This window comes from Streptomyces sp. ML-6, from assembly GCF_030116705.1.
In the GTDB taxonomy this organism is placed as follows: domain Bacteria; phylum Actinomycetota; class Actinomycetes; order Streptomycetales; family Streptomycetaceae; genus Streptomyces.
This window is the reverse complement of sequence record NZ_JAOTIK010000001.1, coordinates 5,496,766-5,510,564: the sequence shown is the minus strand read 5'-3', so window position 1 is coordinate 5,510,564 and position 13,799 is coordinate 5,496,766. Positions and strand designations below refer to the sequence as shown.

11 protein-coding genes are annotated in these 13,799 nt (G+C 73.1%); 10 read left to right on the top strand and 1 reads right to left on the bottom strand.

Going from position 1 to position 13,799, the window contains the following annotated elements:
- Positions 1-75 precede the first annotated feature (75 nt).
- Positions 76-1,173: a Gfo/Idh/MocA family protein gene (locus tag OCT49_RS24530; protein WP_283853985.1), complete on the bottom strand. Its 1,098-nt coding sequence runs from the start codon at positions 1,171-1,173 to the stop codon at positions 76-78.
- Positions 1,174-1,328: 155 nt separating this feature from the next.
- Between OCT49_RS24530 and OCT49_RS24525 the strand changes: the two genes are divergently transcribed.
- From OCT49_RS24525 to OCT49_RS24480, 10 genes are all read left to right on the top strand, one after another.
- Positions 1,329-2,171: a nucleotidyltransferase gene (locus OCT49_RS24525; protein ID WP_283853984.1), complete on the top strand. Its 843-nt coding sequence runs from the start codon at positions 1,329-1,331 to the stop codon at positions 2,169-2,171.
- A gap of 65 nt (positions 2,172-2,236) precedes the next feature.
- Positions 2,237-2,848 carry an RNA polymerase sigma factor gene (locus OCT49_RS24520; protein ID WP_283853983.1) on the top strand — a complete coding sequence of 204 codons (612 nt, stop codon included), beginning with the start codon at positions 2,237-2,239 and terminating at the stop codon, positions 2,846-2,848.
- Complete coding sequence (locus tag OCT49_RS24515; RefSeq protein ID WP_283853982.1) at positions 2,845-3,813, top strand: hypothetical protein; 969 nt, start codon at positions 2,845-2,847, stop codon at positions 3,811-3,813. The genes OCT49_RS24520 and OCT49_RS24515 overlap by 4 nt, the downstream gene beginning before the upstream one ends.
- Positions 3,810-4,646, top strand: coding sequence for an ABC transporter ATP-binding protein (locus tag OCT49_RS24510; protein ID WP_283853981.1), 837 nt, complete (start codon positions 3,810-3,812; stop codon positions 4,644-4,646). Before OCT49_RS24515 ends, OCT49_RS24510 begins: the two co-directional genes overlap by 4 nt.
- A complete protein-coding gene (locus OCT49_RS24505; protein WP_283853980.1) occupies positions 4,643-6,034 on the top strand; it encodes a hypothetical protein in 1,392 nt (463 codons plus the stop codon). The genes OCT49_RS24510 and OCT49_RS24505 overlap by 4 nt, the downstream gene beginning before the upstream one ends.
- A gap of 71 nt (positions 6,035-6,105) precedes the next feature.
- Entirely contained in the window at positions 6,106-6,714 is a 609-nt protein-coding gene (locus OCT49_RS24500; protein ID WP_283855929.1) for a hypothetical protein, read from the top strand.
- Between the two features lie 178 nt (positions 6,715-6,892).
- On the top strand, positions 6,893-7,591 hold the full coding sequence (locus tag OCT49_RS24495) for a spermidine synthase family protein (protein WP_283853979.1): 699 nt from the start codon (positions 6,893-6,895) through the stop codon (positions 7,589-7,591).
- Positions 7,592-7,814: 223 nt separating this feature from the next.
- Positions 7,815-8,552 carry a response regulator transcription factor gene (locus tag OCT49_RS24490; protein ID WP_148839177.1) on the top strand — a complete coding sequence of 246 codons (738 nt, stop codon included), beginning with the start codon at positions 7,815-7,817 and terminating at the stop codon, positions 8,550-8,552.
- Entirely contained in the window at positions 8,549-9,625 is a 1,077-nt protein-coding gene (locus OCT49_RS24485; RefSeq protein ID WP_283853978.1) for a HAMP domain-containing sensor histidine kinase, read from the top strand. Before OCT49_RS24490 ends, OCT49_RS24485 begins: the two co-directional genes overlap by 4 nt.
- Before the next feature lie 257 nt (positions 9,626-9,882).
- Positions 9,883-13,680, top strand: coding sequence for a multifunctional oxoglutarate decarboxylase/oxoglutarate dehydrogenase thiamine pyrophosphate-binding subunit/dihydrolipoyllysine-residue succinyltransferase subunit (locus OCT49_RS24480; RefSeq protein ID WP_283853977.1), 3,798 nt, complete (start codon positions 9,883-9,885; stop codon positions 13,678-13,680).
- The last annotated feature ends 119 nt before the right edge of the window (positions 13,681-13,799 follow it).

The window sequence follows — 13,799 nt, the reverse complement described above, 5'->3', positions numbered from 1 at the left end:
GCCGACAAAGCCCCCTCCGGAATCACGATGGCCCGGCAGTCCTCGTCCCGGTCGGGAGATGAGGCGACAGGGTGATCAGCGCCGGGGCTGCTCAGTGGAAGAAGTGGGAGGAGTGGGAGGAGTGGGAGAGAAGTCCGGCACCGGTACCGGGCGTGAACCGTTCCTCAGCGACTCCGCACCGGCCACGCCGACCAGCGACGCGGCCACCGCGGGCCGCACCGGGACCAGCGGCGGCTCCCCGCGTTCCACCGTGGCCCGGAATCCCTGGAGGATGCGCACCGTGCCCTCGGCCCGCCGCTCCACCGGCTGCCCGTCCAGGGCGAGGGGCGGCGCGACCCGCTCCTCCTCGTGCGCGACGCCGTCGTCCCGGGTCCACCCCTCCGCCCGGACCCGGACGGACCAGGACCGCTCGCCCGACGCGCGCACGGACTCGGCCAGCGCCCGGGTGCCGCGGACGGACAGCCAGCTCCAGTGGCTGTCGGGCTCGCCCTGGAGGAAGCCGTGGCGGGTCACGGCCAGCGCGCCGGTGGACAGCCGGACGGTCATGACGACGGCCCGGGCCGGGTCCGCCTCGTGCACCCGGAACGCGGACACCTCCACCGGCCAGGCGTCCGTGAGGGCCAGCACCGGCGAGACGGTGTGCGTGCAGTACGCCGTCGCGGGGATGCGGCCGCGCCAGCTGCCGGGGGCGCCGATCAGCACCTCGACGTCCTGCGGCGACATGCCGTGCAGGTAGTCGGCCTCGATCAGGTCGATCCGGCCCAGCTCCCCGGCCCCGATCGCCTCCCGGAGCAGCCGGACGTGCGGGTGGAGGACGTAGTTCTCGGCGAAGGAGTAGGTGGCGGTGGACCGCTCCGCCGCCTCGACCAGTCGCCGGCCCTCCTCCTCGTCCACGCAGGCCGCGCACTCGGAGAGCACATGCACGCCCCGCTCCAGGAACGCGATGGCCAACGGCGCGTGCGCGTCGAAGTCGTTGGCCAGGACGACCCCGTCCAGGGGGAGGTCCAGCAGGTCCTCCCACCGGTCGGTGAGCACCGCTCCCGGCAGCTCCTCCCGCGCCGCCTCCAGGCGTTCGGCCTCCCGGTCGCAGGCGGCCACCACCTCCATGCCCAACCGCCGGCACCAGCCCGCCAGGTACAGCCCCATCCTCAACCCGATCACCGCAACGCGCATACGCGCATGCTCCCTTGGCTCCGTCGGCCCGCGCCAAGTCTTTTCCGGCCGTTCTGCCCGGTGCGTACGGGGCCCCGCCCGACACGTGCGGGTCCTGCCCGACACGTGCGGGAAAACCGTTCGGCTCCGCACGGCGCACCGGGCACAGTGCCCCCATGGACGACGACAACGGCAGGGGCGGCAGCGGGGACCGGGGGCTGGACGCGGACGGAACGATCCGGCGGGAGGGCTCGCTGGGCCGGGTGCCCTCGGTGTTCACCCCCGTGGTGGCGGCGGCCCGGTCCCGGATCGCCGCGGCGTTCGACGGCACGCGGCTGCACAGCGCGTACCTCTACGGCAGCATTCCGCGGGGCACGGCCGTGCCCGGCGTCTCCGACCTGGACCTGCTGCTGGCGCTGCACGACGCGCCCTCCCCGGCGGACGAGGCCGCGGCCCGCGCCGTCGAGGCCGACCTGGACGCCTCGTCCGGCCTGATCGACGGGGTCGGCCTCCTCCTCTCCGACGTCGGGACGCTCACCAGCGAGCTCGAACGCGACGACCTCGGTTTCTTCGTCGCCTGCCTCTGCACGCCGCTGCTGGGCGAGGACCTCGCCCAGCGGTTGCCGTCCTACCGCCCGACCGCGCAGCTCGCCCGGGAGACCAACGGGGACCTCCATCTGCTGCTTCCCCGGTGGCGGCGGAGGGCTGCCGAGGCCGCCACGGACGCCGAGCGCCGGTACCTCAGCCGCGGGGTCGCCCGCAGGCTCGTCCGCTCCGGCTTCACCCTCGTGATGCCCCGGTGGGGCGGCTGGACCAGTGACCTGGTCGAGTCGGCCGAGGTGTTCGCCCGTTACTACGCCGACCGCCCGGAGCGGGTCGAGCAGGTGCGGTCGGCCGCGCGCATCGGGCGCGCCCCGTCGGCCGACCCCGCCGTCGTCGCGATGCTCGTCGAGGACCTCGCTCCGTGGCTGGCGGCCGAGTACCTCGCGGTGCACGGCCCGAAGGCGCCTCGCCCCTGAGCACCGCAGCAGCGCCGTCCGGCCGTCCGTGAACCGGTCCGCTCCCGGTGCCCGATAGAAGGGGTGTGAAGTTGTTGCACCCCTCGGGGGAGGACCGGGACGACGAGGCGCTGCTGCGTGCCGTCGCCCGCGGGGACACGGAAGCGCTGGCGACGCTCTACGACCGGCACGCCGGCTGGCTGCTCGCCCGGCTGAGCAGGCGGTGCGCGGACGGCGAGACCGTGCGGGAGGTGCTCCAGGACACGTTCGTGACGGTCTGGCGCTCCGCCGGTTCGCACCGCGGTGCGCAGGTCGGCGGCTGGCTGTGGGTGATCGCCTCGCGCCGTCTGGCGGACGCGCAGCGGACGCACGCCCGCGTCCGGCTCGCCGCGCTGGCCGAGCGGGCGGAGCACGAGGAGCGGGCCGCCACCGCGCCGTCCGCCGAGGAGCGGGTGCTCGCCGGTCTGGAGTACGGGGACGTGGGCGCGGCACTCGACCGGATCTCGCCCGAGCTGCGGGAGGTCCTGCGCGCCACCGTGATCGACGGGCTGACGACCCGTGAGGCGGCCCGGCTCCTCGGCATACCGGAGGGCACGGTCAAGACCCGGGCGATGCGGGCCAGGCGCGAGCTGCGCGCCGCGCTGGAGCTGCTGGAACTGCCGGTGCCGGGGGCCGGACCGCTGGGAGGCACGGCATGACCGCGACGGGAGGTGACGGGATGGCCCCGTGGCACGTGGACGGGGGACTGGCCGGGCGGTACGCCGCGAACGCGCTGCCCGAGACGGACGCCTGGTCCGTGGAGAAGCACGTGGAGGCGTGCGGGCGGTGCGCGGCGGAGGTCTCGGCCGCGGTACGCGCGCGCCGGGAGACGGCCGCGGTGCTGGACGCGGTTCGGGAGGGGGTGCTGAGCGCAGTGACCTCGGAAGCCGGGGCGACCTCGGAGACCGGGGCGCGGGAGGGGGTGCCGGCCGGGGTGGCCTCGGAGGCCGGGGCGCCGGACGGCGCCGCTCCGGGCCCGCACCGCTCCGCGCCCCGGGCCCGGGGCGGGCGTCTGCTGTGGGCCGCAGGGCCCGCGCTGCGCGGGCCGTGGCTGCTGGCACTGGTGCTGGTGGCCGTGGGGGCCATCGCCCTGGCGTACGGGGCCGGGCTCGGCGGCGTCGCGCGTCCGCTGCTGCTCGTCGTCGCGCCGGTGCTGCCACTCGCCGGGGTCGTCGTCTCCTACGGGCGGCACACGGACCCGATGCACGAGATCGCCGCGGCCACCCCCTCCGGCGGGCTGCGGCTGCTGCTGACCAGGACCGCCGTGGTGCTGGGCGTGAGCATCCCGGCGCTCACCCTCGCCGGGGCGGCGCTGCCGCCGTCCGCCGCCGGGCCGGGCCCGGCGGCCTGGCTGCTGCCGGGGCTGGCGATGACGCTGGCGGCGCTCGCGCTCGGTTCGTACGTCGGCTGCCGCACCGGTGCCTCGTCCGTGGCCGCCGCCTGGGCGGTCGCCGTCGTGCTGTCCTCGGGTGCCTCGTCCCCCGCCGTGGAGGCGCCGGTGACCGAGGCCGCGCGGTACTTCGCCGGTCCTTCCGCACAGGGCGCCTGGGCCGCGGCGGCGCTGCTGTGCGCCGCGCTGCTCGCCGCGCGCCGCAGATCCTTCGACCATCTGGAGACGTCGTGAACACGAACGGCACCACGGCCGCGAACACGGTGGAGGTCAGGGACCTGACCGTCCGGCACCGCAGGACGACCGCGCTGGACGCCGTCGACCTCGACTTCGCCCCCGGTGTGCACGGGCTCCTGGGCCCGAACGGGGCGGGCAAGACCTCGCTGATCCGGGTGCTCGCCACGGTCGCGGCACCGTCCGGCGGCCGGGTGGAGCTGCTCGGCAGCCAGGTCGGCGACCGGGCGGACCACCGCAGCCGGGCGGCGGTCCGGCGCAGGCTCGGCTATCTGCCGCAGGAGTTCGGCTACTACCCGGGCTTCACGGTCCGTGAGTTCGTCTCCTACGTGGCCTGGCTCAAGGAGATGGACGCGGCGGCCGTCCCCGCCGCCGTCGAACGCGCGGTGGACCGGGTGGGCCTGACGGACCGGATCGACGCCCGGGTGAAGACCCTGTCGGGCGGCATGGTGCGACGGGTCGGCATCGCCCAGGCGATCGTCAACGACCCGGACCTGCTGCTGTTCGACGAGCCCACCGCCGGTCTCGACCCGGAGCAGCGGGTCGAGTTCCGGGCGCTGATCCGGGAACTGGGCCGCACGGCCACCGTGATCGTCTCGACCCACCTGGTCGAGGACGTGGCCGCGGCCTGCACCGGGGTCACCCTGATCGAGTCGGGCCGGATCGCGTACCGGGGCACGACGCGCGAGCTGACGGAACTCGGCGGAACGGATAATACGAACAACAGGGACGACCCGGCAGGCGACGGAACGGGCCTGCCGGACGGCAACCCCGTCGAGCGCGGCTACACCGCCGCGCTGCGCGCGCACCGGGCGGCGGTGGCGAACCGATGACGACCCCCGCCGGGTCCATGAGGACCGCGCCCGAGGAGTCCGCACCCGAGGAGTCCGTGCCCCGGAAGCCCGTGCCCGGAAAGCCGTCGCCCGGGCGGCCCCCGTCCGGGAAGCCCCGGGCCCTGGCCGCCCTGCGGACCGAACTGCGGCGCGGGGTCGCCCCGTGGACGGGCCTCGCCGTCGCCCTCACGCTCCTCGTCCCGCTGGGGAGCAAGGCGACCCACTGGCAGGGGAGCTGGGGCGAGACGCAGACCGAGCTGCACGCGGCGGTGACGCTGCTCGGCGGCCCGCTCGTCGCCGCGGCGGCCTGCTGGCAGGGCGGCAGGGAGCACCGGCGGCGCACCGCCGAGCTGCTGCTCTCCGTGCCGCGCGGCCGGCTCGCCCGGGTGGTGACGGCCATGATGCCCGTCGCGCTGTGGGCGGCGGCCGGGTACCTGGTCGCGCTGGCCGCGGTGTTCGCGGCGACCGCCCCGTACACCGGTGCGGGCGGCCCGTCCCTCGCGATCGTCGCCACGGACCTCGGCTTCCTGCTGTCCGTCGCCCCCGTGGGCTTCGTCGCCGGCCGGCTGGTGCGGTGGCGGCTGACCGCCCCGGTGCTCGCGGCCGTCCTGTACGTCGCGCTGGGCGCCCCGGGCTATCTGAGGACGGGCGCCCGCTTCCTGAGCCCGGCCGAACAGTTCTCCCTCGAAGGGTCCGTACCCGTGTGGTGGTTCGCACCGGTCCTGCTGGCCTGGACGGGCGGCATCGGCACCACGGTGCTGCTGGCGTACGCGGCCCGGCGGCGGCTGACGCTCGTCGTACCGCTCGTGCTGGCGGTCGCGGCGGGGACGGTGATCGCGCGCACGGGCGAGGACCTGTTCCGGGACGACCCGGCCACGACGCGCAAGGTCTGTTCGAAGGCCGCCCCCGGCACTCCGCAGATCTGCCTGGCCGCCCCCGACTCCCCGGTGCTGCCCCGGGTGGCCGAGGCGCTGGAGGGGATGTTCTCCCGGCTGGAGGGGGTGCCGGGCGCGCCGGTCCGTTACGTGGCCCCGCCGTACGAGCCGAAGGACGGCGAGGCCTCCCTCGCCCACGCCGTACGGGGCTGGGGCATCACCCGTGACCGGCTGAGCGACCCCCGGGCGTACGCGGCGAACACCGCTCTGAGCCTGACCGCCCGCGACTGCCCGGACGGCGAGAACCGCAGGACCGCCCGGGAGGCCGACCGGATGGAGCGCACCGACGACGCGGTACGGAGCTGGCTGGCCGACGAGGAATCGCCGTGGTACCCGGAATCCCGCCGGCTCGCCCGGCTCGAAGCCATGCCGGACGCCGACCGCAGGGCCTGGCTCGGCCGCTACCTGGCGACCCGGAAGAGCTGCACGCCCGCGGAGGTCCCGGCCCTGTGAGCACCCGTCCGACCCCCGCCGCGCCCCTTCCGCCCCTGCCTGGTCCCTCTCCTCTTCCGTTCCTCCCGCGCCTGCGGTCCCGTCCCCCTTTCCCGTACCTGCGTTCCCGCGCGCTCCCGCTCACCGTCGTCACCCTGGTCTGCGTCGCCCTCGTCGCCGCCTGGGCGGCGCACTGGCTGGAGAGCCGGCCGTACTTCGACCACACCGCCCGCGTCCCGGTCGTCGTGCTGGCCCCGCTGCTCGCCTCCGCCACGATCGGCACCGGCCTGTACGCGCACTCCGACGAGCTGGACCGGACCGCGGTGCGCCGCTGGTGGCCGCGCAGACTGCTGCACCTGCTGGCCTCGACCGCGCTGGCGGCCGGCGCGCTCGCGGCGGCCGTCCCCGGGCATCCGGAGGCGTACGGGGCCCCCGGCATGGTGCGCAACGTGCTCGGCGCGACCGGGGTGACCGCGGCCTCCGCCGCCCTGATCGGCGCCCGGCCGAGCTGGCTGCCGATGACGGCCTACGGCGGGGCGGTCTATCTGGCGGCGCCCCGCACCCCGGGCGGCGCGGCGGCGGTGTGGGCCTGGCCGATGCAGCCGGGCCCGCAGGGGGCGGCGTGGGCGGTGGCCGTGGCGGTGTTCGTGGCGGGCTCGGCCCTCCTCGTGGTAGGCGGCGCGCGCCCGGAACGCGGGTAGCCCGACGCCGGACGGACCGGACGCCCCACCGGACCCCCGGCCCTCCCGGTCACCGCCCCTCCGGCAACGAGAACGACGAACCGACCGACCTGCCGACCCGCCAACCCGCTGGCCTCCGAACGCGCCGACCGGACAGGATGGCGGGGACCTCGTCCGCCGTCCACCGGAGACCCGCACCATGTCCCACACGTACCGCTCCGACGCCCCCGCCCCCACCCCCGTCACGCTCGACCGTCGCGAAGGCCCGTACGGCGAGGTCGTCCTGCGGGAGCGCGGTGACGACTTCGAGATCATCGCCAACGGGTGCTTCCTGATGGACACCTCGGACGGGCGCTCCGAGCGGCTGCTGATCGACGCGGCGCTGGCCGCCCTGCCCGCCGACCGGCCGGAGCCCTCGGTGCTCATCGGGGGGCTCGGGGTCGGTTTCTCGCTGGCCCGGGCCGCCGCCGAGCCGCGCTGGGGGCGGATCGTCGTGGCCGAGCGGGAGCAGGCGATCGTGGACTGGCACCTGGAGGGCCCGCTGGCCTCGATCTCCGGCCCGGCGCTCGCCGATCCGCGGGCCTCGATCCTGACGGTGGACCTCGTCGCCCACCTGCACACGACCACGGAGCGTTACGACGCTCTGTGCCTGGACATCGACAACGGGCCGGACTGGACGGTCACCGAGGACAACACGAGCCTGTACTCGCCCGCCGGTCTGGCGGACTGTCTGGAGCGGCTGACACCGGGCGGCGTGCTCGCGGTGTGGTCCGCCCAGCCTTCCGCCGACTTCGAACAGGCCCTACGGAATGCCGGATTCAGTGGGGTAAGGACTGAAGAGGTCAATGTTGCCCGAGGTGTTCCCGACGTGGTGCATCTCGCACTTCGGACGGGCTGAGATCCCCCCGCCGGGTATCGCCGGCCCCGAAAGCCCCGGGGCCAAGCATCACAAGGCCGACACTCCGCCACTTCCTCGCGTCCGAGCCGTTACACCCTGCGTAGCCGAGAGCAGTCCGCTGCCTTTACGCTGCTGACCCGTAACGGGGTCACCCACGAAATCCACAAGCGAAGACCGTGCGTCCGGGGGAACGGCCCCCGCGAGGACGGGCAGGGGCGGGGCGATGGAACAGACACACACCACCCACAACAACGTCGCGGCCACCCCGGGAGCGCAGCGCCGGGTGCTGGTGGTCGAGGACGACGCCACGATCGTCGATGCCATTTCCGCCCGGCTGCGGGCCGAGGGCTTTCTGGTGCAGACCGCACTCGACGGCCCCGCGGCGGTGGACGCGGCCGAGGCCTGGCAGCCCGATCTGATGGTGCTCGACATCATGCTTCCCGGCTTCGACGGCCTGGAGGTCTGCCGCCGGGTGCAGGCCCAGCGGCCGGTGCCGGTGCTGATGCTGACGGCGCGGGACGACGAGACCGACATGCTGGTCGGCCTCGGGGTCGGCGCCGACGACTACATGACCAAGCCGTTCTCGATGCGCGAGCTGGCGGCCCGGGTGCACGTCCTGCTGCGCCGGGTCGAGCGCGCGGCGCTGGCCGCGGTGACGCCGCGGAGCGGGATACTGCGCCTCGGCGAGCTGGAGATCGACCACGCCCAGCGGCGGGTCCGGGTGCGCGCCGAGGACGTCCACCTCACGCCGACCGAGTTCGACCTGCTGGTCTGCCTGGCGAACACCCCGCGCGCCGTCCTGTCCCGGGAGCAGTTGCTGGCCGAGGTCTGGGACTGGGCGGACGCCTCCGGCACCCGCACCGTGGACAGCCACATCAAGGCGCTGCGCCGGAAGATCGGCGCGGAGCGGATCCGGACCGTGCACGGGGTCGGCTACGCCTTGGAGACCCCGGCCCCATGAGCGCCTCCGGCCCCGGGCTGAGGCCCTTCTCCGTCAAGGCCAAGCTGGGCACGCTCGTGGTGGTCTCGGTGTTCATCACCACCGGGCTGCTGATGGTGGCCGTGCGCACCCGGACCGAGCTGCGGTTCATCACGGTGTTCTCGGTGATCGCGACCCTGCTGATCACGCAGTTCGTGGCGCACGGCCTGACGGCGCCGCTGGACGAGATGACGACGGTGGCCCGGTCGATATCGCACGGCGACTACACCCGGCGGGTGAGCGGCGCCGACCGGCGCGACGAACTGGGCGACCTGGCCCAGACGATCAACCTCATGGCGGACGACCTGGAGGCCGTGGACCGGCACCGCAAGGAGCTGGTGGCCAACGTCTCGCACGAGTTGCGCACTCCCATCGCGGCGCTGAGAGCCGTGCTGGAGAACGTCGTGGACGGGGTGTCCTCGGCCGATCCGGAGACCATGCGCACCGCGCTGAAGCAGACCGAGCGGCTCGGCCGGCTGGTGGAGACGCTGCTGGACCTGTCCCGGCTGGACAACGGGGTGGTCACGCTCAAGGCCGGTCGTTTCGAGGTGTGGCCGTATCTGTCGGGGGTGCTGAAGGAGGCGAACCTCGCCGTCTCGCACCGCAGGCTGTCGTCCGGTTCCGGGAACCACACCCGCAAGGACGTGCACCTGCACCTGGACGTCTCGCCGCCCGAGCTGACCGCGCACGCGGACGCGGAACGCCTGCACCAAGTGGTGGCCAATCTGATCGACAACGCTGTCAAGCACAGCCCGCCGCACGGCCGGGTCACCGTGCTGGCGCGGCGCGGGCCCGGCCCGGAATCCCTCGTGCTGGAGGTTCTGGACGAGGGGCCGGGCATTCCGGAGGCGGAGCGGCACCGGGTCTTCGAGCGCTTCAACCGGGGCGAGGTGCCGTCCCCGCACGGTCCGGGCAGCGACGGGGGCACCGGGCTCGGCCTGGCGATCGCCCGCTGGGCGGTGGATCTGCACGGCGGGCGCATCCGGGTGGCCGAATCTGCTCGCGGTTGCCGAATTCAGGTCACTCTTCCGGGGACCACACAACCGCGCGGTTGACATAGGGTTCGAACCGGAAGGGCACGTTCTGCGTGTTCCGTTCAAGGGGTGCGGTCCAGGTGGCCGCAGCCCCGGTTCGGCATGTCCGCAGTGAAGCGGAACCATGCTTGTTTCCCGCCATTTCCTGCCCCGAAACCCGCCTTCCAGTGTGACTTGCGCGACGAAGACCGGCCCGGCCTGCAAGTAACGGCCCGGGAGGCGTAGCCTTGATTTCCGCTGTCCATCACCTTGTGAAGCGGAAGAGGGCGGTTGCCGCCGTGTCGTCTCAGTCCCCCAGTAACTCGAGCATCTCGACCGACCAAGCCAGCGCGGGTGCGAACCCCGCCGCGGCTTTCGGCCCCAATGAGTGGCTCGTCGACGAGATCTACCAGCAGTACCTCCAGGACCCCAATTCGGTCGATCGCGCCTGGTGGGACTTCTTCGCCGACTACAAGCCGGGCACGTCCGGCACGGCGGACAAGCCCGTTCCCGGCGCCCCGACCCCGGCGGCCCCGGTGACCCCGGCCGCTCCCGCACAGCCCGCACCGGCGCAGACTCCCGCGCCGGCCGCGAAGACCCCGGCTCCCGCGGCTCCGGCCCCGGCTCCCGCACAGGCCGCCGCTGCCCCCGCGGAGGCCGCCCCGGCCCCGGCCGCGAAGGCAGCCGCCCCCGCCGCCAAGGCCGCACCGGCCACCGAGGCCGCCGAGGGCCCCGAGTACGTGACGCTGCGCGGCCCCTCGGCCGCCGTCGCGAAGAACATGAACGCCTCGCTGGAGCTGCCGACGGCCACGTCCGTCCGCGCCGTCCCGGTGAAGCTGCTCTTCGACAACCGCATCGTCATCAACAACCACCTCAAGCGCGCCCGGGGCGGGAAGATCTCCTTCACGCACCTCATCGGGTACGCGATGGTGCAGGCCCTCAAGGCCATGCCGGCGATGAACCACTCCTTCGCGGTGAAGGACGGCAAGCCGACCCTGGTCAAGCCGGACCACGTGAACCTCGGTCTCGCCATCGACCTGGTGAAGCCGAACGGCGACCGCCAGCTGGTCGTCGCGGCCATCAAGAAGGCCGAGACGCTCAACTTCTTCGAGTTCTGGCAGGCCTACGAGGACATCGTCCGCCGCGCCCGCAACGGCAAGCTCGGCATGGACGACTTCACCGGCGTCACCGCCTCGCTGACCAACCCCGGCGGCATCGGCACCGTCCACTCGGTGCCCCGCCTGATGCCCGGTCAGGGCCTCATCATGGGCGTCGGCGCGATGGACTACCCCGCCGAGTTCCAGGGCACCTCCCAGGACACCCTGAACAAGCTGGGCATCTCCAAGGTCATGACGCTGACCTCGACGTACGACCACCGGGTCATCCAGGGCGCCGCCTCCGGCGAGTTCCTGCGGATCGTCTCCCAGCTGCTGCTCGGCGAGAACGAGTTCTACGACGAGATCTTCAAGTCGCTGCGCATCCCGTACGAGCCGGTCCGCTGGCTGACGGACATCGACGCCTCGCACGACAACGACGTGACCAAGGCCGCGCGGGTCTTCGAGCTGATCCACTCCTACCGGGTCCGCGGCCACGTCATGGCCGACACCGACCCGCTGGAGTACCGCCAGCGCAAGCACCCCGACCTGGACATCACCGAGCACGGCCTCACCCTGTGGGACCTGGAGCGCGACTTCGCGGTCGGCGGTTTCGCCGGCAAGTCGATGATGAAGCTCCGTGACATCCTCGGCGTGCTGCGCGAGTCGTACTGCCGCACCACCGGCATCGAGTTCATGCACATCCAGGATCCGAAGCAGCGCAAGTGGATCCAGGACCGGGTGGAGCGCACCCGCACCCAGCAGCCCGAGCGCGAGGAGCAGCTGCGCATCCTGCGCCGGCTGAACGCGGCCGAGGCGTTCGAAACCTTCCTGCAGACCAAGTACGTCGGCCAGAAGCGGTTCTCGCTGGAGGGCGGCGAGTCCGTCATCCCGCTGCTCGACGCGGTCATCGACTCCGCCGCCGAGGCCCGCCTCGACGAGGTCGTCATCGGCATGGCCCACCGCGGCCGGCTGAACGTGCTGGCGAACATCGTCGGCAAGTCGTACGCCCAGATCTTCCGCGAGTTCGAGGGCAACCTCGACCCCCGGTCGATGCACGGCTCGGGCGACGTGAAGTACCACCTGGGCGCCGAGGGCACCTTCACCGGTCTGGACGGCGAGCAGATCAAGGTCTCGCTGGCCGCCAACCCCTCGCACCTGGAGGCGGTCGACCCGGTCCTGGAGGGCATCGCCCGCGCCAAGCAGGACATCATCAACAAGGGCGGCACGGACTTCACCGTCCTGCCCGTCGCGCTCCACGGCGACGCGGCCTTCGCGGGCCAGGGCGTCGTCGCCGAGACGCTCAACATGTCGCAGCTGCGCGGCTACCGCACCGGCGGCACCGTGCACGTGGTGATCAACAACCAGGTCGGCTTCACCGCCGCCCCGGAGTCCTCGCGCTCCTCGATGTACGCCACCGACGTGGCGCGCATGATCGAGGCCCCGATCATCCACGTCAACGGCGACGACCCCGAGGCCGTCGTCCGCGTCGCGCGGCTGGCCTTCGAGTTCCGGCAGGCGTTCAACAAGGACGTCGTGATCGACCTCATCTGCTACCGCCGCCGCGGTCACAACGAGGGCGACAACCCGGAGTTCACCAACCCGCAGATGTACACCCTGATCGACAAGAAGCGCTCGGTGCGCAAGCTCTACACCGAGTCCCTCATCGGTCGCGGCGACATCACGCTGGAAGAGGCCGAGCAGGCACTCCAGGACTTCCAGGGCCAGCTGGAGAAGGTCTTCGCGGAGGTCCGCGAGGCCACCTCGCTGCCGGCCCCGGCGCACTCCCCCGAGGTCCAGCCGGAGTTCCCGGTCGCCGTGACCACCGCGGTCTCCCAGGAGGTCGTGAAGGTCATCGCGGAGTCCCAGGTCAACATCCCCGACCGGATCACCGTCCACCCCCGTCTGATGCCGCAGATGCAGCGTCGCGCGGCCTCGGTGGAGAACGGCACGATCGACTGGGGCATGGGCGAGACCCTGGCCATCGGCTCGCTGCTGATGGAGGGCACCCCGGTCCGGCTCGCCGGCCAGGACAGCCGCCGCGGCACCTTCGGCCAGCGCCACGCGGTCCTCGTCGACCAGGTGACCGGCGAGGACTACACCCCGCTGCTCTACCTCTCCGACGACCAGGCCCGTTACAACGTCTACGACTCGCTGCTCAGCGAGTACGCGGCGATGGGCTTCGAGTACGGCTACTCGCTGGCCCGTCCCGAGTCGCTGGTCATCTGGGAGGCCCAGTTCGGTGACTTCGTCAACGGCGCGCAGACCGTCGTCGACGAGTTCATCTCCTCGGCCGAGCAGAAGTGGGGCCAGACCTCCGGCGTCACGCTGCTGCTGCCGCACGGCTACGAGGGCCAGGGCCCGGACCACTCGTCCGCCCGCCCGGAGCGCTTCCTCACGCTGTGCGCGCAGAACAACATGACGGTCGCCATGCCGACCCTGCCGTCGAACTACTTCCACCTCCTGCGGTGGCAGGTGCACAACCCGCACCACAAGCCGCTGATCGTCTTCACCCCGAAGTCGATGCTCCGCCTCAAGGCGGCCGCGTCGAAGATGGAGGAGTTCACCAGCGGCGGCTTCCGCCCGGTGATCGGCGACGACTCGGTGAACCCGGCCGACGTCCGCAAGGTCGTCTTCTGCGCCGGCAAGGTCTACTACGACCTGGAGGCCGAGCGCGCCAAGCGCGGCGTCACGGACACCGCGATCATCCGTCTGGAGCGCCTGTACCCGCTGCCGGGTGCCGAGATCCAGGCCGAGATCGCCAAGTACCCGAACGCCGAGAAGTACCTCTGGACCCAGGAGGAGCCCGCCAACCAGGGTGCCTGGCCGTTCATCGCCCTGAACCTGATCGACCACCTGGACCTGGCCGTCGGTGCCGACGTCCCGCACGGTGAGCGCCTGCGCCGCATCTCGCGCCCGCACAGCTCGTCCCCGGCGGTCGGCTCGGCCAAGCGCCACCAGGCCGAGCAGGCCCAGCTGGTCGCCGAGGTCTTCGAGGCCTGACCCGCTGCCGCACGAAAGGGGCCCGTTCCCGCGAGACGATCGCGGGGGCGGGTCCCTCGGCATGACACGCCGGCCACTCCCGTACGAGCATCCCCAACGACGCTGCGGGGCGGCGCAGT